We start from the raw sequence: 22,983 nt of genomic DNA, 5'->3' as shown, positions 1-22,983 counted from the left end.
GGCGGGGGGCGGTCTACACCCCTTAACCCTTCTCCCCCCGCTTCACCGCCTGCCACTCGGCCTCCATGCGCGGGAGGCCGGCATCTGCCGGCGCCAGACCTTCCGCCGCCAGGCGCGCCTCCACGGCATTGAACCGGCGGGTGAATTTCGCATTCGCGCCGTGCAGCGCCTGCTCCGGATCGACCCCCAGCTTGCGCGCCAGATTCACCACGACGAAGAGCAGATCGCCCACCTCATCCGTCAGGCGCTCCGGTGCGCCGGCGGGGATTTCGGCCTGCAGCTCCGCCACCTCCTCCGCCAGCTTCTCCAGCACCGCCTCCGGGTCCGGCCAGTCGAAGCCCACCCGGGCGACGCGCCGGCTGATCTTCAGCGCCCGGGTCAAAGCGGGGAGGGCGGTCGGCACCCCGGCCAGGGTGCCGCTTTCGGCGCGCGCCGCGCGCTCCTCCGCCTTCAGCGCCTCCCAGCCCGGCGTCGCGCCCTCGCCGAAGACATGCGGGTGGCGGCGGATCATCTTGTCGGCGATCGCCGCCGCCACCGCGGCGAAGTCGAACGCGCCGAGCTCCTCCGCCATCCGGGCGTGATAGACGACCTGGAAGAGCAGATCGCCCAGCTCATCCAGCAGCGCCGGCATATCGGGTCCGGCGGCGATGGCGGCGGCCACCTCATAGCCTTCCTCGACCGTATAGGGGGCGATGGTGGCGAAGCTCTGCTCCTGGTCCCAAGGGCAGCCGCCGACCGGTGCCCTGAGCCGCGCCATGATCTCGAGCAGCCGGCGCAGCGCGGTTTCGGCGGTCTCTGGCATGGGCATCGGCTCCTTCGGGCGCGCGCTGTCCCTAGAGCGGGATCGGTTGAGCTGCGCTCACCCGCCCCGCTCTAGCTCATTGCTCGGTCGCGTGATTCACGGTTTCGGTCGATTCGACCTCAACCGATCACGCTCTAGGGGAGAGCAGCCGGGCCGCCAAGCCCGGCGGGGTGGAAGGGGAACATGACGCGAATATGGGAAGGGGCCGCGACGCCGCCGGCCGATACGGCCCGGCACCATCCTCTGCCCGTATTTGCCGCATAAGGTATATTATGGAAAAATATCTGGTGGTGGATAAGGCTGGGAAAACGCGGCTGCGCGCTGGCCGGGCCGCTTTTGATCCCGCTTCGTTCAGCTCGCCCCTGGGGGTCTCCGACCAATCGCCTTGGCCGTCGCGCCTCGGCTGGCGCGGCCTAGGCAGCCGGCTGCGGCTCTTCGGACGACATTCGTGGAATCGAGGCGCTCCGGTCGCCGCACCGCACCCGGCGCAGATCGCCTCGGCGGATGGCTGGCGGCAGCCTGCCAGTGCCAACATGACCGCCGCGGCGATCGGACCCGGCGACGGCACCACGGCCCTGGGCCGCCGCCGCCATAGCTGGACCTGCCTGCGGCGCCGGCTTCAGCTCGCCAGTGACGCCTTACGGGTCAATGGCCCGCTCCGCCCGGCTGAGCCCCGCACGCGCCGCCGGCTGACCCCGTCCATCGGGCGGCCCGCCTCAGCCGGGCAGCGCCACCTCCAGCCGCATGCCGTCGAAGCCAGGCTCGATGCCCGGCGGCAACTCCCGCCGCAGCGCCTGGTAGTCCATGGCGGTGCCCATATGGGTCAGCACCACCCGGCGCGGCCGCAGCCGCGCCACCCATTCGAACACCTGGTCCAGATGCGCATGCACCTTGTGCGGCCGCTTCTGGAAGCAGCCCACCACCCAGGTATCCAGCCCCTCCAGCGCCGCCAGGCTTTCCTCCGGCAGCGCCACCACGTCGGTGGAATAGGCAAAGCGCCCGATCCGGAGGCCGAGCGTGTCCATCACCCCATGGTCCTGGCGGAAGACCTGCACCGGGAGGCCGGCGATCTCGCGGGTCTCGCCATATTCCACCCGGATCGGCTCCAGCGCCGGCCGGTAGAAGAAAGGCGGCGTCGGGCCGATGAAGGCGTAGTCGAAACGATCATCCAGCTTCTGCAAGGTGGTGCGGGTGCCATAGGCATCCACCACCCGGCCGGTGTTGCGGTTGATCTGGCGGATGTCGTCGATGCCGAGGATGTGGTCGGCATGGGCATGGGTGAAGACCACCGCCTCGAACCGCGCCACCTGGTTGGCCAGGAGCTGCTGGCGGAGATCGGGCCCGGCATCGATCAGCAGCCGCTTTCCCTCCGGCCCCTCCACCAGGGCGGAGGTGCGGGTGCGGCGGTTGCGCGGCTCGGCGGGGTCGCACTCGCCCCACTCACCCCCCTCGCCCACCCCACCCAGCAGCGGCACCCCGCCGGAGCCGCCGCAGCCGAGGAGGGTGATCCGAAGCATCGCCCTCAGGCCGCCTTCGGATAGAGGCGGAGGAAATTCCCGGTGGTCAGTTCCTCCAGCGCCGCCATCGGCAGGCCGCGGGCTTCCGCCAGCACCTTCGCGGTATGGGTGACGAAGGCCGGCTCGCAGCGCTTGCCCCGCAAGGGCACGGGGGCGAGGTAGGGGCTGTCCGTCTCCACCAGCAGCCGCTCCGCCGGCAGCTCGGCCGCGAGCGCCCGGAGTTCCGGCGATTTCGGGAAGGTCAGGATGCCGGAGAAGGAGATGTAGCCGCCCAGCGCCACCGCCTGCCGCGCCAGGTCCGGGCCGGAGGAGAAGCAATGCAGCAGGAAGGGAAAGGCCCCGCCCGCCTCGTGCTCCTCGCGGAGGATGCCGATGATGTCGTCATCCGCCTGGCGGGCATGGATGGCCAGCGGCAGGCCGGTGGCGCGCGCGGCGCGGATATGCCGGCGGAAGCCTTCCTGTTGCAGGTCGCGCGGCGCCTTGTCGTAGAAATAGTCGAGGCCGCTTTCGCCGAGGCCGATGATGCGCGGATGGTCGGCGAGCGCGATGAGCTGCTCCACTGTCGGCAGCCCGTCCGCCTCCCCGGCATTGTGCGGATGCACGCCGACCGTGCCCCAGACCGTATCGGGGAAACGCTCGGCCAGCGCCTTCACCGAAGCGGCCTGCGCGACGCGCGTGCCGATGGTGACCATGTGCGCGACGCCGGCCTCCTTGGCCCGGGCGAGGATCGCGTCGATTTCGGCCTCGACGAAGTAGTCGAGGTGGCAATGGCTGTCGATCAGCATGGCATCAGGCGGCGAGTTCGATCTTGCGGAAGAGCGGGCTGGGCGGCGGCAGCGGAATGCCGCCCGGCAGCGGCGTCGCCAGATCGGCCAACTGGCGCTGGTTCTTCGGCACGCCGAGCTGGTCCAGCAACGCGTCCATGGTGGTGGGCATGAAGGGCTGGAGGACGGTGCCGAAGACCCGCAGCGCGTCATGAAGCAGACGCAGAACCTGCGACATCAGCACAGGATCGGTCTTCTTTAGCGCCCAGGGCGCCATTTGGGTGATGTAGCTGTTGGCATAGCGCACCTCGAACATAATGTGCTCAAGGGCGGAGTGAAACTGTTGGTCCTCTAGCGCTTTGCCAACTTTTTCTCTGAGATCGCTGATGCCGCTGTGTAGCGTGGTGTCGTGCATCAAGTGCGGATTCTCTAGAGGGGCTGGCAGCTTCCCTTCGCAATTCCGCTGGATCAGCGACAGCGTCCGGTTCGCCAGATTCCCCAGCGCATCCGCCAGCTCGCCATTCGTCCGGCCGGCCAGCGCGGCGCGGGAAAAATCCCCGTCATTGCCGAAGGGCACTTCGCGCAGCAGGAAGTACCGCACCGGGTCCAGCCCGTATTCCTCGATCAGCGCCAGCGGGTCGATGACATTGCCCAGCGACTTGGAAATCTTCTGCCCCTCATTCGTCCACCAGCCATGGGCGAAGACCCGCCGCGGCGGCGCCAGCCCGGCGGCTTCCAGGAAGGCCGGCCAGTAGATGGTGTGGAAGCGGATGATGTCCTTGCCGACGAAATGCACATCGGCCGGCCAGAATTTCCAGCGCGGATGCCCCTCATCCGGGAAGCCGGCGGCGGTGATGTAATTGGTCAGCGCATCCAGCCAGACATACATCACATGCGCCGCGTCGCCGGGCACGGGGATGCCCCAGCGGAAGCTGGTCCGGCTGATGGAAAGGTCCGACAGCCCGCCCTTGATGAAGCTGATGACCTCGTTCCGCCGGCTTTCCGGCGCGATGAAGCGGCGGTTGTCCTCGTAGTATTGCAGCAGCCAGTCCTGCCACTTCGACAGGCGGAAGAAGTAGCTCGGCTCCTTCACCCAGGCGACGGGGGCGCCGCTCGGGGCGTATTTCACCCCGTCGCGCTCGGTCAGCTCGTCCGGGCCGTAGAAGGCCTCGTCGCGCACCGCGTACCAGCCCTCATAGGCGCCGAGATAGATCTCGTCCCGCGCCGCCAGCCGCCGCCACAGCTCCTGACAGGCCGCCTTGTGGCGCGGCTCCGTGGTGCGGATGAAATCGTCGTGGGAGAAGCCCATGCGGTCGGCCAGCACGCGGAAGCTCTGGCTCACCCGGTCGGTGAATTCCTGCGGGTCCATGCCCGCATCCTGCGCCGCCTTCTCCACCTTCTGGCCATGCTCGTCGGTGCCGGTCAGGAAGAACACCTCCTGCCCTTCCAGCCGCTTCCACCGCGCCAGAACGTCGGTGGCGAGCGAGGTATAGGCGTGGCCGATATGCGGCTTGTCGTTCACGTAATAGATCGGGGTGGTGACATAATAGGGTTTGGCCATCGCCGCCATCTTTCAGCGAAGGGCGAGCTGGCCGAGCCCGGTCAGCACCGCCTGCTTGCGGTCGAGGTTCAACCGCTCCGTCTCCTCCGCGAGGAGGCCGAGCTTGTCCCACAGCCCCGCCCAGTCGGCAAGCGAACGGCCCGCGAGCCAGGGCGTTGCCCCGCCCTCCCCGCCCCCCCGCCCGGCCGCGCGCAGCCCGGCGGCCAGCGCCCGCCGCAGCAGGGCGAAGAAGGTGCCGAGCGCCGCCGGATCCCGTCGCCCCGCCACCTTCTCGGCGACGTCGAAGGCGAGGCGCGGGTCGAGCGCGGGCAGGCCGCGCAGCACCTCCTCCACCAGCGCCTGCAGGGCGAGCCCCTCGCCTTCCGCCAGGCTCAGCGCCCGGCCCGGGCTGCCATCGGCGATCGCCGCCAGCCCGGCGCGCTCGGCCGCCGAGAGTTCCGGCAGCCAGCGCCCCAGCAGCCCCGCCATGGCGTCGGCCGGCAGCGGGTAGAGGTCCAGCCGGCGGCAGCGGCTGCGGATGGTCGGCAGCAGCGCCCCGGGCTGGTTGGTGACGAGAAGCTGGATGGTCCGCGGCGGCGGCTCCTCCAGCGTCTTCAGGAGGATGTTCGGCACCACCTCGCGCTCGGTGCGCTCCAGCTCCTCCACCACCAGCACGCGCCAGCCGCCCTCCGCCGCGGTATGGGCCATGAAGCGGAGGGCGGCGCGGGCATCCTCCGCCCGCAGCACCTCCTTCTTCCCCTTGTCGCCGGTATTCGGCGCCATGGCGAAGAGATCCGCATGGGCGCCGGCGGCAACCCGGCGGAAAGCGGGATGGGTCTCCGGCACGTAAAGCGGGGCCTGGCCGGGCACGGCCTCCGGCAGCCCGGCGAGCAGCCAGCGGGCGAAGCGGTAGGCGAGCGTCGCCTTGCCCACCCCGGGTGGGCCGGCGATCAGCCAGGCATGGTGCAGGCGGCCGGCGCGGGCGGCTTCCTCCAGCAGCGCCGCCGGCAGGTCATGGCCGGCCAGATCGGGGTTGGCGCGGGGTTCCGGCGGCGTCATCGCGGCGGCCCGGGCAGCCGCAGCCGGGCCTCGACCGCGGCGAGGATGGCGGCCGCCACCGCATCGGGCGCGGCGCTGGCGTCGATGCGCTGGCAGCGCGCCGGCTCCTCGGCCGCGATGCGGCGGAAGGCATCGTGGATCCGCTGGTGGAATTCCAGCCCCATGAGGTCGTAGCGATCCGGCTGCTGCTGGCCGTCCACCGCCGCACCGGCCTGGCGGGCGCGGGACCACACCCGTTCCAGGCCCAGCCTTGGCTCGATCTCCATCACCAGCGTCAGGTCGGGCCGCAAGCCGCCCAGCGCCGCGCCGGCAATGGCCTCGAACACCGCCCGCGGCACGCCCTGGCCGTGCACCTGATAGGCCAGGGTGGAATCGGCGAAGCGGTCGCACACCACCCAGATGCCGGCGGCCAAGGCGGGCTCGATCAGCCGCGCCACATGCTCCCGCCGCGCGGCGAAATGCAGCAGGCATTCGGCGACGGGGTCGAAGCCGCGGGAGAGGATCAGCCCCCGCACCGCCTCCGCCCCCGGCGCCCCGCCCGGTTCGCGCGTCAGCAGCACGGGCAGGCCGGCTGCTGCCAGGGCGGCGGCGAGGCGGCGGGCCTGGGTGGATTTCCCCGCCCCCTCCCCGCCTTCCAGCGTGATGAAGCGGCCGCGGCGGGAGGCGCGGGTCATCGCATCACCGGCGCGGGCGCGTGATGTGCCGCAGTTTCCCCGGCGGCCGGGCATGGCGGCCTGGCAGGCATCGCCGGTGCGGGCGTGCGATGCGCCACCCCGGCGGCCACTGCGAGGCCAAAGGCCCCCGCCGGCGCCGCCACGGCAGTCGCACCGGCGCCGCTCCCGCCGGCCGACCCGATGCAGCCTCGGCGATCCACTGTCCCGCCCATCACCACCTGGTTCATCGGGCCATCTTACTGCAATCCGCCCCGCCTGACGCCCCGAAGCGGCCTTGCCGCTTCAGGCTGTGCGGGACCAACAGGCACGCAGCGCTTCCGGGGCCTGCGAGGCTGCGCCAGCGGCTGCGGCGGCCTACCCCCCGCTCACCCAGCGGCCGATCACCGCGGGGATGCGGGCCACCAGCCCCAACCGGTCCACATCCGCCCCCGCCATCAGCGGCAGGGACATGGGCGGCACGCCCTGCCCCGTCACCTCCAGCCGTCCCAGCTCCGCCCCCTTCAGCACCGGCGCCTCCACCGGCGCGTCGTAGCGCAGCCGCGCCTGCAGGCGCTGGCGCCATTGCCGCGGCAGGGTCACCACCACGTCACGGCCGCCCACCAGCGGCACGGTGGCGCGCTCGCCCAGATGCACCGGCACCTCCTCGATGACGTCCTGGGCACGGAACAGCACGACATTCTCGAATTCGCGGTAGCCCCATTCCAGCAGCCGCTCGCTCTCCTCCGCCCGGGCGCGCATGGAGGCGAGGCCGTTGAACACCAGGATCAGCCGCCGCTCGCCGCGCTTCACGCTGGCGGTCAGGCCGTAGCCGGCTTCCTCGGTATGGCCGGTCTTCAGCCCGTCCGCCCCCGGCACCCGGGCCAAGGTGGGGTTGCGGTTCTCCTGGGTGATGTCGTTCCAGCGGAAGCTGCGTTCGTTGTAGATGCGGTAGTAGTCGGGGAAGTCGAGGATCAGCCGCTTGGCCAGCCGCGCCAGGTCGCGGCAGGTCACCCGCTGCTCCGGGTCCGGCCAGCCGGTCGAGTTGCGGAAGGTGCTGTCGGTCAGGCCGAGCTCCCGCGCCTTGCGGTTCATCTCCTCGGCGAATTGTTGCTCGCTGCCGCTGATGGCCTCGGCCAGCACCACGCAGGCGTCGTTGCCGGATTGCACGATGACGCCGCGGATCAGCGCCTCCACCGGCACGGAGGTGCCCACCTGGACGAACATCTTGCTGCCGCCCATGCGCCAGGCGCGCTCGCTGACCGGAAGTTCCTGGGACATGGTCAGCCGGCCCTGCTTCAGCCGGTCGAAGACCAGGTACATGGTCATCAGCTTGGACATGGAGGAAGGCGGCATGCGTTCGTCCGCATTCTTCTCCAGCAGCACCGCATCGGTGTCGAAATCGATCAGCAGGGCCTGCTTCGCCTGGGTGTCCAGCGGGCCGAGCGGGGTGGTGGCGGGCGAGGTGGGCGGCGGGGCCGGGCGCTGGGCCGGGGCAGAGGCGCGGGAGCCGCGGGGCTGGGCCAAGGCGGGCAGCGGCAGGGCAGCGGCAGCGGCCGCGACGACCACGGCCCGGCGGCCGGCCCCGGCGGGGGCGGCTTCGGATTCGACCGGGGAAGGAAGGGTCGGGCGGGGCATGCGGCTTGGGCTCCTGGGGCGCTGGCGCAGGGATACGCCCAGCGGCCCGGGTTGCTCAAGATTCGGCTGAAGAGAGGGCGCTAAATGCAGGGGAAGAAGGGAGAACCGGCCAGGGGCGTTCGGCCCGGAACGCGCCGACCTTGAAAAAGAAGAACGAAATCAAAGGGGAAGAATGGGGGCTCTGCCCCCATGTCCCCGCCGGGGGGTGGACCACCCCCCGGACCCCGGTGTGAGTCTGCCAGCTCAACCTGCCGACTCTGACCGGGGGTCCGGGGATCCAGGGGCAGAGCCCTGGCGGGGGTGTGGGGGCGGAGCCCCCTCTTCAGGCCGCCAGCCGCAGCTTTGCCGCCGCCTTCACCATGTCGGCGCATTTCTCCCCGATCATGATGGCCGGCGCATTGGTGTTGCCCGACACCACGGTCGGCATCACCGACGCATCCGCAACCCGCAGCCCCTCGATCCCGCGCACCCGCAGCTCGGGGTCCACCACGCTCTCCGGGTCGCCGCCCATGCGGCAGGTGCCGCTCGGGTGATAGATCGTGCCGCCGGTGCGGCGGATCCAGTCCAGCCACTCCTCGTCGCTCGCGGCGCCGGGGCCGGGCGAGATCTCCTCCTCCACCCAGCGCGCCATCGCCGCGGTCTGCGCCAGCCGGCGGCCGAGCTTCGCCCCTTCGATCATGCAGCGGCGATCCGTCTCGGTGGCCAGGTAGTTGGCGTGGATCAGCGCCTTCGCGCGCGGGTCCGGGCTCGCCAGGGTGATGGTGCCGCGGCTCTCCGGCCGCAACTGGCAGGCGCTGATGGTCATGCCCGGGAAGGGGTGCAGCTCCAGCATGGTCGCGCTGGTGCTGAAGGGCAGGAAGTGGAATTGCACATCGGGCGTCGCGCTGCCCGGCAGCACGCGCGCGAACAGCCCCGCCGTGCCGGCGCTGACGGTCAGCGGCCCGGTGCGCTTCAGGGCGAATTCCGCGCCCATCAGCGCCTTGCCCCACCAGGTCGCGGTGCGGGTGTTGATGCTGGCCTTCTGGTTCACCCGATAGGCCAGCCGCGCCTGGAAATGGTCCTGCAGATTCCGTCCCACCGCCGGCAGGTCGTGCACCACCGCGATCCCCATCTCCTGCAGATGCGCGGCCGGCCCGATGCCGGAGAGCATGAGCAGATGCGGCGAGGCGATGGCGCCGCCGCAGAGGATCACCTCCCGCGCCGCCTTGACGGTCAGCTTCGCGCCGTGGCGTTCCAGCTTCACCCCCGCGGCGCGGCGGCCTTCCAGCAGCAGACCGGTGCTGTGCGCGTCGGTGACGATCGTGAGATTGGGCCGCCCGCGCGCCGGCTTCAGATAGGCCGTCGCCGCGCTGCAGCGCCAGCCATTGCGGGAGGTGGTTTGGTAGAACCCCGCCCCTTCCTGTTCCGCGCCGTTGAAATCCTCGTTGCGCGGCAGCCCCAGCTCCACCGCCGCCTGAATAAAACTCTCCGCCAGCTTGTTGCGGTCGCGCAGATCGGAGACGGCGAGCGGCCCGCCCACGCCATGCAGCTCGCTCGGTCCGCGCTCCTGGTCCTCGCTGCGTTTGAAATAGGGCAGCACATCCTCGAAGCCCCAGCCGGTGCAGCCGAGCTGGCGCCAATGGTCGTAATCCGCATGCTGGCCGCGGACATAGAGCAGCCCGTTGATCGCCGAGGACCCGCCCAGCGTCCGCCCGCGCGGCCAGGGCACCCGGCGGCCGCCGAGATTGGGCTCGGGCTCCGTCATCAAATTCCAGGAGAGCGTCGGGTGGTACATGGTCTTGGCGTAGCCGATCGGCACATGCAGCCAAGGGTTCCGGTCGCGGCCCCCGGCCTCCAGCAGCACCACGGTCACCGAAGGGTCCTCCGACAGCCGGGCCGCCACCGCGCAGCCGGCCGAACCGGCGCCCACCACCACGTAATCCGCGCTTTGCGGCAGTACCTCGGCCATTCTCTCCCCCATCCTGGCCGGCGTCCCGCGCGGGCCACCGGAAACGAAGACCGGTGATCCGGGAGTCCCGGGCACCGGCCGCGCAGCAAAGCGCATCGCGGCGGCAGGGACCAGGGGGCGAGCATGGGGCGGCGCATGGGGAGCAGGCGCTTGGGACTTGCAGCCCGTCGCGCCGAAGCGGAGAGTCATCGCATGAGCGACGTCGACGCGCTGGCCGAATTGCTCGGCCCCTCCCATTGCCTGCGCACGGCGGAGGAGATGGCGCCCTATGCGGTGGATTGGCGCGGCGCCTGGCGCGGCCAGCCGCAGGCGGTGCTGAAGCCGGGCAGCGTGGCGGAGGTCGCCGCCGCGGTGGCGCGCTGCGCCGCAGCAGGGCTGGCGGTGGTGCCGGCAGGCGGGCGCACCGGGCTTGCTGGCGCCGCCGTGGTCTCGTCCAACGGGCCGCCGGCGGTGGTGCTCAGCCTGGAAAGGCTGAACCGCATCCGGGAGGTGGATGCGCGCGACTTCTCCCTGGTGGCGGAGGCCGGCTGCGTCGTGCAGCGCGTGCAGGAGGCGGCGGCGGAAGCCGGCCGGCTCTTCCCCATTGCCTGGGGCGCCCAGGGCAGCGCGCAGATCGGCGGCATGCTCAGCACCAATGCGGGCGGCGTCCGCACGCTGCGCTGGGGCAATGCGCGGGAGCTGGTGCTGGGGCTGGAGGTGGTGCTGCCGGATGGCCGCGTGCTGAACGACCTCCGCCGCGTGCGCAAGGACAATAGCGGCTATGCGCTGCGGCACCTCTTCCTCGGCGCTGAGGGGACGCTCGGCGTCATCACCGCGGCGGCGCTGCGCCTGGTGCCGGCCCTGCCGCTGGTGGAGACGGCGTTCCTGGCAGTGCCCTCGCCGGAGGCGGCGCTGAACCTGCTGGGCCGCATGCTGGGCAGCGGGGCGGAGGTGATCGGCTTCGAGCTGATCCAGCGCGTCTGCCTGGAGATGGTGGCGGAATACGGGCCGCATCTGCGCCTGCCCCTGCCGGTGGCAAGCCCCTGGTTCGTCCTGGTGGAACTGGCGGCGACGCATCGCGACGTGCCGGTGCGGCGCATGCTGGAAGCGGCGCTGGAGGAGGCGCTGGAAGCCGGCGAATGCAGCGACGCGGTGCTGGCGGAGAACGAGGCGCAGCGGCGGGATTTCTGGCGCATCCGCGAGGATTTCCCGGAATTCTCCCGCATCTCCGGCCCTTCGATCGCCACGGATACCGCGGTGCCCGTCTCCGCCGTGCCGGCATTCCTGGCGCGGGTCGAGGCGGCGCTGGCGGCGCGCTGGCCGGAGGGGCGGATGGTGGCGCTTGGCCATGCCGGGGACGGGAATATCCATGTCGGGCTGAAGGCGCCGCCGGGCGTGACGCGGGAGGAGTGGGTGCGCCGCGCCGGCGCGGCGGAGATGGCGGTGAATGAGATCGCCGTGGCGCTGGGCGGCAGCTTCAGCGCGGAGCATGGCATCGGCGTCTCCAAGCTGCATGCGATGCAGGCGCTGAAGGATCCGCTGGCCCTGGAGGTGATGGGGGCGATCAAGCGGGCGCTGGATCCGCGCGGGGTGATGAATCCGGGGAAGGTCCTGCCGAGATGTTGAGGGAGGGCTCTGCCCTCCTCGTTGGACGCAGTGCGTCCAACCCCACCCGCAAAGGGCCGAAGGGCCCTTTGAACCCTTGAATTGCAGAGCCGACGGTCGAGACGCAAAACTCATGGTTCCCAAAGGCCCTTCGGCCTTTGGCGGGATCGGACGCACTGCGTCCGATGTGAGAGAGAGGGTCGCGCCGTAAGGCGCGCCTTGCGGCGCGACGCCCTCTCTCGACCCAAGCCGGTCGCCTGCCCGAGGATCAGCCCTCCGCCGGCCTCGCCGCCGCCACGTAGCTCATCAGGTTTTCCAGCCGGTCCGCCTCGCTGGCCGGCTTGTCCGTGCGGATGCGGGCGATGCGCGGGAAGCGCAGCGCCACGCCGGATTTGTGCCGCGTGGAAAGCTGCGCGGCGTCGAAGATCACCTCCAGGACCAATTCCTTCTCCACCTCCCGCACCGGGCCGAAGCGGCCGGTGGTGTGGTTGCGGATCCAGCGATCCAGCCAGCCCAGCTCCGCATCCGTGTAGCCGGAATAGGCCTTGCCCACCGGCACCAGCTCCTCGCCCCCCTGCCCGTCCGGCCGCCACAGGCCGAAGGTGTAGTCGGAATAGAAGCTGCTGCGCTTGCCATGGCCGCGCTGGGCGTACATCAGCACCGCGTCGATCGAGAGCGGCGCCCGCTTCCACTTCCACCACAGCCCCTTCACGCGCCCGGCGACATAGGCGCTGTCGCCGCGCTTCAGCATCAGCCCCTCGATGGAGGCGGCGCGCGCGCCCTCGCGGATCTCGCCGAGCTGGGCGACGGAGGCGAAGGCGATCTGCGGCGAGAGATCCATCCGCGCCGGGGCGTGCCGCGCCGCCCACTCCTCCAGCCTGGCCCGCCTGGCATCGAAGGGCAGCGGGCGCAGATCCTCGGTGGTCTCGAACAGCAGGTCGTAGAGCCGGACGCCGACGGGGAAATCCCGCTGCATCTTCGGCGTCACCACCTTGCGGTTCAGCCGCTGCTGCAGATCGGCGAAGGGCGCGACCACACCGTCGCGGATCACCAGCAGCTCGCCATCCAGCACGGCGTGGAAATCCATCGCCTCGACGATCTCGGGGAAGGCGCCGGAGACATCCTCCCCGCCGCGGCTCCACAGCCGCCGCCCGCCCGGCCCGGCAGTGAGCTGCACCCTGATGCCGTCCCATTTCCACTCCGCCCGCCACTGCGCCGGGTCCAGCGCCGCCAGGTCGGCATCCTCCAGCGGATGCGCCAGCATCAGCGGGCGGAAGACCGGCGCCTCCCGCGGGTCGGGACGCCCGGCCTGGCCTTCCAGCCAGCGGAACAGCGCCAGGTAGGGTGGGGCGACGCCGTGCCAGACCTCCTCGATCTCCTCCACCGGCTTGCCCGCCCATTCCGCCAGCGCCACCCGCGCCAGCCGGCCGGAGATGCCGACACGCAGGCCCCCGGTGATGAGCTTGATCAGCGCCAGCCGGCTGGTGGCGTCCACCGCGTCCAGCCAGCCCGCGATCAGCTCCGGCAGCGCCGGCTTCGGCGTCAGCTCCAGCGCCTCCACCACCTCGGCGAGGCCGGGCGCCGGCGTGTTGATTCCCTCCGCCCCTCTGGCCCGCCCCGGCCAGATCAGCGCCACCGTCTCGGCGAAGTCGCCGACATAGTCGTGGCTGAGGGCCAGCAGCACCGGGTCGGTCCGCGCCGCCACCATGTCCCGGATCAGGGAGGGCTTGGCGGCGGTGAAGACCAGCTCCCCCGTCAGCGCCGCCAGCCCCACCCCACGGTCGGGGTCCGGCTGGGTGGCGTACCAGTCGCGCAACAGGGCCAGCTTGGCGAGGCGCCCGGGGGTGAAGACCAGCCGCTCCAGCAGGGCGGCGAAGGCGGGCAGGCTCATGCGCGCATCACTTTTCCTTGGCCCGGACGGGGGGTTTTGGGGCAGAACCCCGTCCCGTGCCTGAAGCCCTTCTCGCCCGCGCCCCCGCTGCCCGCTTCCTGCCCGCCACGGGGGTGGAGCCGGCCCTGGCCTTCTCGATCTGTACCCTGGTGAATGACCGGGCGCAGCACGCCGCCATGGTGGCAAGCTTCCAGGCCGGCGGCTTCGGGCCGAAGCTGGCGGAATTCCTCGCCCTGGACACCACGGAGGGGCAGGGCTGCGACGCCTTCCAGGGCATTCCGCGGCTGCTGGCGGCGGCGCGCGGCCGCTATGTGGTGCTGTGCCACCAGGATGTGCGGCTGCTTTCGGACGGCGCCGCCGTGCTGCTGGCGCGGCTGGCGGAGCTGGACCGGCTGGATCCCGGCTGGGCCCTGGCCGGCAATGCCGGCGCCACGCCGGAGGGGGAGCTGGCGATCCGCATTTCCGACCCCTATGGCGAGGATCAGCGCCGCGGCCGCCTGCCCGCCCGGGCGGTGAGCCTGGACGAGAATTTCCTGGTGCTGCGGCGGGCGGCGCCGGTCGGGCTTTCGGCGGATCTGGCGGGGTTTCATCTCTACGGGGCCGATCTCTGCCTGCAGGCGCGGCTGGCGGGGCGCAGCGCCTGGGTCATCGACTTCCATCTGCGGCATCTGAGCCCGGGGCGGAAGGACGCCAGCTTCCACGCGGCGCAAACCGCCTTCGAGGCGAAATACGCGGCGCTGCTGGCGGGGTTGCGCGGCATGCGCACCACCTGCACGCAGCTGGATCTGCGGCGGTCGCGGCTTGGCCGCTGGCTGTGGCGGCGGAAGCGCGGGCTCGGCTGAGCCACCGAAAGGGTGCCGTCGCGCCCGGGCGCATCCTGTGTGCGCTCGACACCGTCGAGGGCGCCTCGACGCGCCCTCACGCCGCATCCGCCTCCTCCTCGTCCCCCAGCCCCACCAGATGCAGCGCCCGGGCCCGCACCCCGCGCTGCCCCAGCGCATGCACCAGCGCATCGTCGCGCCCATGCGTCACCCACACGTCCGGCGCCCCCACCTCCGCCACCGTGCGCAGCAGATCATCCCAATCGGCATGGTCCGAGATCACCAAAGGCAGCTCTACCCCGCCCTGCTTCGCCCGCTGCCGCACCCGCATCCAGCCGGAGGCCATGCACACCACCGGATCCTCCAGCCGCCGCGCCCACCGATCGGCGATGGCCGAGGGCGGCGCCAGCACGATGGCCCCGCGCAGCGCCGCCTTCGTCGCCGCCGTGGCCGGCCGCAACTCGCCCAGCTCCACCCCCAGCTCCTGATACAGCCGGCAGAGCGGGATCAGCGCGCCATGCAGCCAGATCGGCGCCGCCCACCCCGCCTGCCGCAGCAGCGCGATCAGCCGCTGCGCCTTGCCCAGCGCATAGCAGCCGATGACATGCGTCCGCTCCGGGAACAGCGCCACGCTCTTCAGCAGCCGGCCGATCTCCTGCGCCGGCGGCGGATGGCGGAAGACCGGCAGGGCAAATGTCGCCTCAGTGACAAACAAATCGCAAGGCACCGGCTCGAAAGGCGCGCAGGTCGGGTCCGGCTGGCGCTTGTAATCGCCGGAGACCACCGCCCGCGCCCCCTGATACTCCAGCACCACCTGGGCCGAGCCCAGCACATGCCCGGCCGGCACCAGGCGCAGCGTCACCTCGCCCAGGCGCAGCTCTTCCCCATAGGCCAGGGCCTGCTGGCGGCGGCCGGCCCCCTCCCCCAGCCGCGCCCGCATGACGGCCAGAGTCTCCGCCGTCGCCAGCACCGCGTCGTGGCCGGGACGGGCATGGTCGCCATGGCCATGGGTGATGACCGCCCGCTCCACCGCGCGGGTGGGATCGATGAAGATCCCCGCCGGAGTGCAGCACAACCCCTGCGGCGTCACCCGCAGCCAATTCTCCGGATGCGTCACCGCGCCGACAATCCGTGCATGCCCTGCTCCTCCTGCCCTATTGCGAAAACTGGGGCGCCGCGGCGGCAGGAAAAAGGGAAAAGCCGGCATTCTCCGCCAGCTCTCCGGCAGCGCTGCATCAAAGCCGCGCCAGCCACGGCCTCTTGCGCTTCCCAGGCGTGGCGTCTCCCCGTATGTCGCAACCAGGACGAGTCTCCCGGTCAGCTTCGGCCAAGGGTTACCCATGGCCGGGGGAACTTGGCCGTTTGTGGCGCGTCCACCGACCCGGACAGGTAGATGGGATGAGGACAGAGCGGCATGGGACAGGTGGAGGCGGGATTGCAGCCATCCTCCGCAGCCGACCTGACCGAAGCCGAGCTTCGCTTCCGTGCCCTGGCCGACCAGGCGCCGCTGATGATCTGGCGCTGCGACGCAGCCCGGCAATGCGACTATGTCAACCGCGCCTGGCTGGAATTCACCGGCCGGCCGATGGAAAGCGAGCGGGGCCAGGGAAGGCTGGAGCTGGTGCATCCGGAAGATGCGGCCGCCTGCCTCGCGATCTTCACCGCGGCCTTCGAGACGCGCGAGCCCTTCACCCTGGAATACCGGCTGCGCCGGCATGACGGCGCCTGGCGCTGGCTGCGGGAACATGGCCAGCCCCTGATGCGGGACGAGGAGTTCGGCGGCTACATCGCGAGCTGCGCCGACGTCACCGAGCTGCGCGAGGCCCAGGCCGGCCAGGAAGCAGCGGCGGCGGAGCGGGAATCCCTGCTCTCGGAGCTGCATCACCGGGTGAAGAACAACGCCCAGGCCACCACCTCCTTCCTCAGCCTGCAGGCGGCGCGGGCCAGCGACAAGCTGGTGGCCCAGGCGCTGCGGGGCGCCGCCATGCGGGTGATGCTGGCGACACTGGTGCAGGACCGGATGTTCCGGGTGGTGGAGTCGGCAGGGCTGGAACTGGGCGAGGAGCTGGCGACGGCCGCCCGCGCCGCGCTGGACGTGGCCGGCCGGCCGGGGCTGACGCTGGAGCTGGCGCTGGAAGCGCGCCTGCCCCTGCCCGTCGCCCAGGTGCAGCCCCTGGCGCTGATCGTGAATGAGCTGGTGGTGAATGCCGCCCGCCATGCCTTCCCTGGCCGGCCGGGCGGCACCATCCGGCTGGCGCTGCGCCAGGCGGGGCCGGGCCATGCGGAGCTGCTGGTGGAGGATGACGGCATCGGCCTGCCGGAATCGACGCCGCGGAACACGCCTTCCGGCTGCCTGGGGCTGCATCTGGTGCCGCTGCTGGCGCGGCAGGCCCGGGCGAGCCTGAGGCTGGAATCCCCGGGGGGGACGCGGGCCTTGCTGCGGTTCCCCTGCTAGTGTCCTGCCCGCGAAGTCGCTGGATTGCCAGCGAACGCAGCGGACAAGCAGGGCCCGAGAACGAAGTCCGCAGGGCTTCGGAAGCGGGACACCAGAAAAATAGCCGTTCAGAATGGAATTATCCGACGGATATTTCTCTAGAAAATATAGTATTTAGAGCAGCTTATCTCCGATCTGCCGGATCACGGCGCGGTCCGGCAGATCGGAAGCTGCCGACCGTTTCCGGCGAGCGTGAAGGTGCTCCAGGCGGGGCAGGACGCGACCGCCTCTGCCTCCCTCCCCGTCCGACCGTACGCCGGCGCCGCTGGGCAAGGAGATTTGCGAGCGATTCGCAAATCCTCTATCGGGCACCGCATGGCCCGCCCTACCCGCCGCGCGCCCGCCCGGCGCCAGGTCTCCTTCACCGAACTCACCGCCGCGGGGCCAGAGGCCCTGGCGGCCGCCTTCAGCGCCCCGCCGGAGGAAGCCGCCCCCTGGGTGGAGGCCGCGGCCCGCTACGGCATCGCCAGGGCGCAGACGCGCTGGGGCCAGATGCTGCTGGACGGGCTCGGCGTGCCGCAGGACGAGGCCGCCGCCCTGTTCTGGTTCAAATCCGCGGCCGCGGCCGGGGAGCCGGAAGGCATGAACATGCTCGGCCGCTGCTATGAGCTGGGCCGGGCGACGCCCGTCGACCACGCGGCGGCGGTCGCGTGCTTCCGCCGCTCGGCAGAAGCCGGGTTCGACTGGGGCCAGTACAATTACGCCAATATGCTGCTGCGCGGCGACGGCGTGGCGCCGGACCGCGCCGCGGCGCTGCGCTGGTACCGCGCCGCCGCGGCGCAGGGGCATGCGAAATCCATCAACATGGTCGCGCGCTACATGGAGGAAGGCTGGGACATGCCGCGCGACCCGGACGGCGCGGCGCGGCTCTACCGCCTCGCCGCCGAGGGCGGCGATTTCCGCGGCCAGTTCAACCTCGGCGTCCTGCTGACGGATGCCGGCCGGATCGAGGAGGCGGCGCAGTGGTTCCGGGAAGCGGCGCGCCTCGCCAATCCCGCCTTTCGTCGCTCCATGCTCGCCCGCCTCGCCGGGCGGCAGGAGCCGGAGATCCGCGCCGTCATCGCCGAGGTGACGGCAATGCTGGCCATGGGCTGACGCCGGGGATGACGGGGGCTTCGCCCCCATGCCTCTAGAGCGTGATCGGTTGAGGTCGAATCGACCGAAACCGTGAATCACGCGACCGAACAATGAGCTAGAGCGGGGCGGGTGAGCGCAGCTCAACCGATCCCGCTCTAGCAGGGGGCGCTGCCCCCGTTGGCGGCAGTGCCGCCAACCCCCGCCGGGGGGAAGGCTTCCCCCCCGGACCCCGCCGTGAGTCTGCGGGTTGAACCCTCAGGCCAAGACTCCCGCCGGGGTCCGGGGCCAGGTCCTGGCGCCGGCGGAGTGCAGGGCAGCGGGCGCTGCCCGCGACGACCTGCCGCCGGGCGTTGGGGAGCGAAGCCCTCGATCTTACCGTTGTTTTCCGAAATTCGCACGGACGCGGCGCATTCACACCAGCGCCACCGGCCGCACCGGCGCCCCGGTCGCCCCGCGCATCTTCGGCGGCAGGATGATGAGGCAGAAGCGCGACACCCCGGCCGCGGCGATCTCGTCCAGTGCCAGGTTCTCGATGATATGCACCCCGGCCTCCGCCAGGCAGTGCTGGTGCACCGGCAGGGCCTTGTGGTGGTCCGGGTTGGGCAGCACTTCCAGCGCCATGTTGTCGGCGCCGATCGCCACCACCCCCTGCCGGGTCAGCCACTCCGCCGCCGGCACGTCGATCCCCGGCGCCCCGGCGAGATACCGCGCATTGTCCGCCGCGAAATAGCGCTCCCAGCCGGTGCGGATCAGCGCGATATCGCCCGGCTCCACCGCGAAGCCGGCCTGCTCCGCCGCCGCTTCTAGCTCCGCCGGCGTCACCACCCTTCCGGGCGCCAGATGCGCCCCGCCATCCAGCCCCGCCACGTCGAAGAGCAGGCCGCGCGTGATGAGCGGCGGGATCTTCTCCACCCCGAGCCGCGCCAGCCCCCAGTCCCCCAGCGTCTCCGCCGCGTCGAAGCCGTTGTAGAGCCTGTCGCCCTTCGAGACATGGCCGAGCGCGTCGATATGCGTGCCGACATGCGCCGTCATCTCGATCCGCTCGACATTGCTGCCGGCGTCGTTGGTCATGCCCAGCTTGCGGCGGCGGCGGATCGAGTCCCGCCAGGTGGCCCACAGCATCATCAGGAAGGGCGGCTGGTTCGGCGCCATGTAGGGCGCATCGGCGCCGAAGGCGTGAGAGAGGTCGAAGACCTGCCCCGTCTCGATGCCCTTCAGCGCGGCGAGCCGCTTCTCCGGCGTCAGCAGGTTCGCCGCGCCCAGCTCGTCCTGCGGGCCCCAGCAGGCGCAGCCCCAAGGGCCATGATCATGCGCGGCCGGCATCACGCCGCCACCCGCCGCGGCTGGCGGAAGGCCAGCCAGAAGATCGCCGCCCCCACCACCGCCAGCAGCCCCAGCGAGAACCAGTTCAGCACGAACCAGCCGAGATGCTCCTGCAGCAGCCCGGCCAGGAAGCTGGCCGTCGCCGTGGTGCCGAAGATCAGGAAATCGTTCAGCGACTGGGTCTTGCCCCGCTCATTCGGCCGGTAGCAGGTGGTCACCAGCGCCGTCGCCCCGACGAAGAGGAAATTCCACCCCACCCCGTTCAGCGTCAGCCCCAGCCGGAAATGCCAGGCGGAAAGCCCCGCCAGGCCGAGGCCGACGCCGGCCAGCAGGATGGCGAGGCCCGCCGCCATGATGCGCGTCTCGCCATAGCGGGTGATGAGCGCGCCGGTGAAGAAGGAGGGGATGAACATCCCCATCACATGCAGGAAGATCACCCAATGCGCCTCTGCATGCGGCATGCCGCAGGCGACGATGGCGAGCGGGGAGGCGCTCATCAGGAAGGACATCACGCCATAGGCCATCATCGCCGCGGTGACGGCGACGATGAAGCGCGGCTGCGCGGCGATTTCCCGCAACGGCCGCGGCGGCGCCTCCGCCCGCCCGAGGCCGGCGGCGGCCGGCTTCGGCGGCGCGGGGAATTCGATGAAGGAGATCAGCACGAAGACGACCAGGTGCAGCACGAACATCGACGCATAGGTGGCCAGGTAGAGCGGCACCATCTGGTCATGCGTCAGCCGCGCGATGCTGGGGCCGAGGATGCCGGCCGCCACGCCCCCCGCCGTGACCCAGGAGATGGTCTTCGCCCGATAGGCCGGCGGCGCCAATTCCACCGCGGCGAAGCGGTACATCTGCAGGCTGGCCACCGCATAGCCCAGGATGAGACCGCCGAGGCACATCAGCGGGAACATCGCGTGGTAGAGGCCGAGGCTGATGGTGACCGCCCCCACCATCCCGCAGATGGAGCCGAGCCGGAACCCGGCCCGCCGGCCGAAGCGCTGCATCAGCAGCCCGGCCGGGAAGGCGGAGAGCATGACGCCCAGATGCTGCAGCGTCACCGGCAGCGTCGCCAAGTCCCGGTTCGCGTAGAAGCTGATGACGGAGAGGGCGGTGGCCGAGGCCATCATCGTATTCCCCGCCTGGCCGATCGCCTGGCAGCAGGCAAGCAGCAGGAGATTCCGCCGCATCCGCCCGGTCAGGCGTTGCGGGGTTTCGGCGTTTCCGTTCATGGGGGCGAGAGTAACCCTGCCGGGCCTTTGGGCAAGTGCTGCCCCTGGCTTGGGCAATTCACGCGCGGAGGCGGGAAAGACCGGGCGGCGCGACGGCAGATTCCACGCCGCGGGATCGAGGCTTGCGGCGCGTCGGAGCGCAGCCTCTCCGCCCTCGCCCATCCCCGCGCTCCGGCTCTGCATCCGGCCGCGCGGGTCACGCTTTCGGGGATGCCACGCCAGATGACCGCGCCTCGACCGGCCAGCCTCCCCGCCATCCGGACCAGCCCGGCACTTGTCCGATGCCGATCCGCCACGCTCAGGCGCGACCGCCGCCCTGTCATCCCGCCGTCACGCTTCTGTCGCAGCGCTGCAAGCGCCCGCCGGTAAGCCTGCGCGCATCGAGGACAGCAAGGGGTGGAGACCATGCCGAACCAGGCAGGGCGGCCGGCCGCCTCGCCTCCGGATCACGCGGCGGCGGTGCCGGGCGGGGTTGCCCGCCGCCCCTCCGGGCCGCCGCGCTGCCATGGGCCGCGCCCTTCGGGCATGGTCGCCTCCCCACCCCGCACCGCCGGAGCGCGAACCCCGCCATGACCGACCGCCTCGCCTTGCTCGTCATCCTCGACGGCCTCCGCCGCGACGCGCTCTCGCCGGAGCGCACGCCCAATCTCTGGCGGCTGCTGGCGCGCGGCACCGGCTTCGCCGGCTACCGCTCCATGTTCCCCAGCGCGACGCGCATCGTCTCCGCCAGCACCGCGACGGGGTGCTGGCCGGCCTCGCACGGGCTCGCGGGCAATTCCCTGGCGCTGCTGCGGGCCGATGGCGGGTTGCTGCGCCAGGATGCCGGCGACCCCGCCTTCCTCCCCACCCGCCGCGCCCTGCGCGGCACGGCGCTGGATCGGCCGACCCTGGCGGACCGGCTGGCGCCGCATGGCGGGGTCTCCATCTTCAGCAATGTCTCCCCCGGCGCCGCCCTGGCGCATGACCCGAACCGCAGCGGCAGGCTGGTGCAGCGCGTCATCGCCCATGAGCCGGGGCGGGAGGCGCCGGCCGCCACCGACATCACCCTGGATGCCGAGGGCGATGCGAAGCTCACCGCCCGCTTCCTGGCGGAGGCGCTGGAGGGTGCCTTCGGCCTGCTCTGGCTGGGCGAGCCGGATGCCTCGCAGCACGCCCATCCGCTCGGCTCGCCGGCAGCCTGGGCGGCCATCGAAGCTGCCGATGCCCGGCTTGGCGAGGTGATGGCGGAGGTCGATCGCCGCCGCGCCCGGGGGCAGGAGGTGCTGCTGCTGGCCGGCTCCGACCACGGGCATGAGACGGTGGAAGCCGTCATCGACGTGGAGGCGGAGCTGGAGGCGGCCGGGCTGGCGCCGGGCGAGACCCTGGTCGCCGCCTCCAACGGCACCTCCGTGCTGGTGCATCTGGCGCCCGCGCGCGATCCGGCGCCGGTGCTGGATTTCCTTCGTGCCCGCCCCTGGGTCGGCACGCTGCTGGAAGGCGAGGCGCTCGCCGCCGCCGGCCAGCGCCCGGGTGCCGAGGGGCTGATCGCCGCCATCGCCATGCGCCGGCATGACGGGGCGAACCAGTACGGCATCCCCGGCATGGCCCTGGCGGCGAAGCCGGTCGCCGGCAAGCCGGACCGGCTGGGCTGCGGCCAGCATGGCGGCCTCGGCGCCGCCGAGCAGGCGCCGGTGATGGTCGCGGACGGGCCGGGCTTCGCCCCCGGCAGCCGGGATGCCGCCATCGCCCGGCCGATCGACCTGGCGCCCACCATCCTCGCCTTCCTCGGCCATGGCGATGCCGGTGCGCCGATGGATGGCGCTCCCCTGCAATCCCGGCCCTCGCAGGAGCCCCCCGCATGACGGTCCCGCGCCGCCTCGCCCTCGGCCGGCCGGTGCCATGACGCTCATCGAGCGCGTCGAGACGCCGGACGCCATGACGGCGATGCTGCACTTGGCGGCCGGGCTGCTGGGCGGAGCCTGACCATGGAAGTGCCGTTCGGCCTGCCGGACACCGGCGCGCCGGTGCTGAACGGGTCCGGGGACGGGACCGGCCCGATGGTGCTGGCGGGGCTGGCCGTCACCGCTCTCGGCATCGTGCTGGCGAGCGCCGCGGCGGCGCGGCTTCGGGCGGCGCCGGGCCCGCGGCGCTGATCCCGGATTGCGAAATCCCGTGGCCGTCTCTGCCGGCCGTCAGCCTTGGTCTTCAATGGCCTGGCTGTCCGCGCCTTGCGCTGGCGCCCGAGCGAGATTGGCAGGCAGAATGCTGGCGGCGGGCGGCATTGACGGCCCGCTGGGACACGGACAAGGTGCCGTCTTGTCTATCCCCGCCCGGCCAGGTCCGGTGGGGCGCAACCGCGCCGGCCTCGTGCCGCGCGCCGAGGAGAAAGGCATGGAGAGGCCGCGTCGGGTCAGCCTGAAGACCTATCGCCATCACCGGCTGGAGGTGCTGGATGACGGCCATCATGGCTGGATGGTCGCCATCCACGCGCCGCGCGGCGGCGAGCGGACGGTGCTGCGCAACCATGTGCCGAGCGGCCTGGAGCAGCTATTGGAGGAGGCAAGGCTGCATGTGGACCGGCGGCTGGACCCCTGGCCGCTGGACGAGCCGGAGGCGTCCTAGAGCGTGATCGGTTGAGGTCGAATCGACCGAAACCGTGAATCACGC

The 22,983-nt window shown here is 71.6% G+C and carries 19 protein-coding genes; 7 read left to right on the top strand and 12 right to left on the bottom strand.

Features of this window, described 5'->3' with window-relative positions:
• Positions 1-22 precede the first annotated feature (22 nt).
• From mazG to E5N76_RS01935, 8 genes are all read right to left on the bottom strand, one after another.
• The gene (gene mazG, locus E5N76_RS01970) at positions 23-802 is read right to left on the bottom strand and encodes a nucleoside triphosphate pyrophosphohydrolase (RefSeq protein ID WP_149535617.1); all 780 of its coding nucleotides are present in this window, start codon (positions 800-802) and stop codon (positions 23-25) included.
• Positions 803-1,518: 716 nt separating this feature from the next.
• Positions 1,519-2,319, bottom strand: a complete 801-nt coding sequence (locus E5N76_RS01965; RefSeq protein WP_149535616.1) for an MBL fold metallo-hydrolase — start codon at positions 2,317-2,319, stop codon at positions 1,519-1,521.
• A 5-nt stretch (positions 2,320-2,324) separates the two neighbouring features.
• Positions 2,325-3,104: a TatD family hydrolase gene (locus E5N76_RS01960; protein WP_149535615.1), complete on the bottom strand. Its 780-nt coding sequence runs from the start codon at positions 3,102-3,104 to the stop codon at positions 2,325-2,327.
• Positions 3,105-3,108: 4 nt separating this feature from the next.
• Positions 3,109-4,644 (bottom strand): methionine--tRNA ligase, encoded by a 1,536-nt coding sequence (gene metG, locus E5N76_RS01955; RefSeq protein ID WP_149535614.1) that lies wholly within the window; start codon positions 4,642-4,644, stop codon positions 3,109-3,111.
• Positions 4,645-4,656: 12 nt separating this feature from the next.
• Positions 4,657-5,682 (bottom strand): DNA polymerase III subunit delta', encoded by a 1,026-nt coding sequence (locus E5N76_RS01950; protein ID WP_149535613.1) that lies wholly within the window; start codon positions 5,680-5,682, stop codon positions 4,657-4,659.
• A complete protein-coding gene (gene tmk / locus E5N76_RS01945) occupies positions 5,679-6,356 on the bottom strand; it encodes a dTMP kinase (protein WP_149535612.1) in 678 nt (225 codons plus the stop codon). The genes E5N76_RS01950 and tmk overlap by 4 nt, the downstream gene beginning before the upstream one ends.
• Before the next feature lie 354 nt (positions 6,357-6,710).
• On the bottom strand, positions 6,711-7,970 hold the full coding sequence (locus tag E5N76_RS01940; protein WP_149535611.1) for a D-alanyl-D-alanine carboxypeptidase family protein: 1,260 nt from the start codon (positions 7,968-7,970) through the stop codon (positions 6,711-6,713).
• Between the two features lie 322 nt (positions 7,971-8,292).
• Positions 8,293-9,918, bottom strand: a complete 1,626-nt coding sequence (locus E5N76_RS01935; RefSeq protein WP_149535610.1) for a GMC family oxidoreductase — start codon at positions 9,916-9,918, stop codon at positions 8,293-8,295.
• 192 nt (positions 9,919-10,110) lie between these two features.
• Between E5N76_RS01935 and E5N76_RS01930 the strand changes: the two genes are divergently transcribed.
• Entirely contained in the window at positions 10,111-11,523 is a 1,413-nt protein-coding gene (locus E5N76_RS01930; RefSeq protein WP_149535609.1) for an FAD-binding oxidoreductase, read from the top strand.
• Positions 11,524-11,770: 247 nt separating this feature from the next.
• On the opposite strand, the gene E5N76_RS01925 is transcribed toward E5N76_RS01930, so the two are convergent.
• On the bottom strand, positions 11,771-13,393 hold the full coding sequence (locus tag E5N76_RS01925) for a cisplatin damage response ATP-dependent DNA ligase (protein ID WP_187829918.1): 1,623 nt from the start codon (positions 13,391-13,393) through the stop codon (positions 11,771-11,773).
• A gap of 56 nt (positions 13,394-13,449) precedes the next feature.
• On the opposite strand from E5N76_RS01925, the gene E5N76_RS01920 reads away from it, so the two are divergent.
• Complete coding sequence (locus E5N76_RS01920) at positions 13,450-14,235, top strand: acyl esterase (RefSeq protein ID WP_149535608.1); 786 nt, start codon at positions 13,450-13,452, stop codon at positions 14,233-14,235.
• 76 nt (positions 14,236-14,311) lie between these two features.
• Here the strand turns inward: E5N76_RS01920 and E5N76_RS01915 are convergent, their stop codons facing one another.
• Positions 14,312-15,331, bottom strand: coding sequence for a ligase-associated DNA damage response exonuclease (locus tag E5N76_RS01915; protein WP_235907536.1), 1,020 nt, complete (start codon positions 15,329-15,331; stop codon positions 14,312-14,314).
• A 297-nt stretch (positions 15,332-15,628) separates the two neighbouring features.
• On the opposite strand from E5N76_RS01915, the gene E5N76_RS01910 reads away from it, so the two are divergent.
• Positions 15,629-16,669, top strand: a complete 1,041-nt coding sequence (locus E5N76_RS01910; protein WP_149535606.1) for a sensor histidine kinase — start codon at positions 15,629-15,631, stop codon at positions 16,667-16,669.
• 354 nt (positions 16,670-17,023) lie between these two features.
• Positions 17,024-17,803 (top strand): tetratricopeptide repeat protein, encoded by a 780-nt coding sequence (locus tag E5N76_RS01900; RefSeq protein WP_187829917.1) that lies wholly within the window; start codon positions 17,024-17,026, stop codon positions 17,801-17,803.
• A gap of 393 nt (positions 17,804-18,196) precedes the next feature.
• Here the strand turns inward: E5N76_RS01900 and E5N76_RS01895 are convergent, their stop codons facing one another.
• Together E5N76_RS01895 and E5N76_RS01890 are read right to left on the bottom strand one after the other, a co-directional pair.
• Positions 18,197-19,108 carry a cyclase family protein gene (locus E5N76_RS01895; protein WP_149535603.1) on the bottom strand — a complete coding sequence of 304 codons (912 nt, stop codon included), beginning with the start codon at positions 19,106-19,108 and terminating at the stop codon, positions 18,197-18,199.
• Positions 19,108-20,337 (bottom strand): MFS transporter, encoded by a 1,230-nt coding sequence (locus tag E5N76_RS01890; RefSeq protein ID WP_187829916.1) that lies wholly within the window; start codon positions 20,335-20,337, stop codon positions 19,108-19,110. The genes E5N76_RS01895 and E5N76_RS01890 overlap by 1 nt, the downstream gene beginning before the upstream one ends.
• 569 nt (positions 20,338-20,906) lie before the next feature.
• On the opposite strand from E5N76_RS01890, the gene E5N76_RS01885 reads away from it, so the two are divergent.
• From E5N76_RS01885 to E5N76_RS01880, 3 genes are all read left to right on the top strand, one after another.
• Positions 20,907-22,178 carry an alkaline phosphatase family protein gene (locus tag E5N76_RS01885; RefSeq protein ID WP_149535601.1) on the top strand — a complete coding sequence of 424 codons (1,272 nt, stop codon included), beginning with the start codon at positions 20,907-20,909 and terminating at the stop codon, positions 22,176-22,178.
• 123 nt (positions 22,179-22,301) lie between these two features.
• Positions 22,302-22,469, top strand: a complete 168-nt coding sequence (locus tag E5N76_RS29295) for a hypothetical protein (protein ID WP_187829915.1) — start codon at positions 22,302-22,304, stop codon at positions 22,467-22,469.
• Between the two features lie 238 nt (positions 22,470-22,707).
• Complete coding sequence (locus E5N76_RS01880) at positions 22,708-22,938, top strand: hypothetical protein (RefSeq protein WP_149535600.1); 231 nt, start codon at positions 22,708-22,710, stop codon at positions 22,936-22,938.
• Positions 22,939-22,983: the final 45 nt, after the last annotated feature.

The organism is Siccirubricoccus phaeus, from assembly GCF_008360935.1.
Taxonomy (GTDB): Bacteria; Pseudomonadota; Alphaproteobacteria; order Acetobacterales; family Acetobacteraceae; genus Siccirubricoccus; species Siccirubricoccus phaeus.
This window is presented reverse-complemented; position numbering and strand designations above follow the sequence as displayed.

Coding starts and splice junctions, on each gene's coding strand:
- E5N76_RS01885 (WP_149535601.1), top strand. CDS start 20,907: ATGACCGACCGCCTCGCCTTGCTCGTCATCCTCGACGGCCTCCGCCGC.
- E5N76_RS01925 (WP_187829918.1), bottom strand. CDS start 13,393: ATGAGCCTGCCCGCCTTCGCCGCCCTGCTGGAGCGGCTGGTCTTCACC.
- tmk (WP_149535612.1), bottom strand. CDS start 6,356: ATGACCCGCGCCTCCCGCCGCGGCCGCTTCATCACGCTGGAAGGCGGG.
- E5N76_RS01910 (WP_149535606.1), top strand. CDS start 15,629: ATGGGACAGGTGGAGGCGGGATTGCAGCCATCCTCCGCAGCCGACCTG.
- E5N76_RS29295 (WP_187829915.1), top strand. CDS start 22,302: ATGGAAGTGCCGTTCGGCCTGCCGGACACCGGCGCGCCGGTGCTGAAC.
- E5N76_RS01880 (WP_149535600.1), top strand. CDS start 22,708: ATGGAGAGGCCGCGTCGGGTCAGCCTGAAGACCTATCGCCATCACCGG.
- metG (WP_149535614.1), bottom strand. CDS start 4,644: ATGGCCAAACCCTATTATGTCACCACCCCGATCTATTACGTGAACGAC.
- E5N76_RS01950 (WP_149535613.1), bottom strand. CDS start 5,682: ATGACGCCGCCGGAACCCCGCGCCAACCCCGATCTGGCCGGCCATGAC.
- E5N76_RS01940 (WP_149535611.1), bottom strand. CDS start 7,970: ATGCCCCGCCCGACCCTTCCTTCCCCGGTCGAATCCGAAGCCGCCCCC.
- E5N76_RS01965 (WP_149535616.1), bottom strand. CDS start 2,319: ATGCTTCGGATCACCCTCCTCGGCTGCGGCGGCTCCGGCGGGGTGCCG.
- E5N76_RS01935 (WP_149535610.1), bottom strand. CDS start 9,918: ATGGCCGAGGTACTGCCGCAAAGCGCGGATTACGTGGTGGTGGGCGCC.
- E5N76_RS01895 (WP_149535603.1), bottom strand. CDS start 19,108: ATGCCGGCCGCGCATGATCATGGCCCTTGGGGCTGCGCCTGCTGGGGC.
- E5N76_RS01890 (WP_187829916.1), bottom strand. CDS start 20,337: ATGAACGGAAACGCCGAAACCCCGCAACGCCTGACCGGGCGGATGCGG.
- E5N76_RS01930 (WP_149535609.1), top strand. CDS start 10,111: ATGAGCGACGTCGACGCGCTGGCCGAATTGCTCGGCCCCTCCCATTGC.
- E5N76_RS01900 (WP_187829917.1), top strand. CDS start 17,024: ATGGCCCGCCCTACCCGCCGCGCGCCCGCCCGGCGCCAGGTCTCCTTC.
- E5N76_RS01960 (WP_149535615.1), bottom strand. CDS start 3,104: ATGCTGATCGACAGCCATTGCCACCTCGACTACTTCGTCGAGGCCGAA.
- mazG (WP_149535617.1), bottom strand. CDS start 802: ATGCCAGAGACCGCCGAAACCGCGCTGCGCCGGCTGCTCGAGATCATG.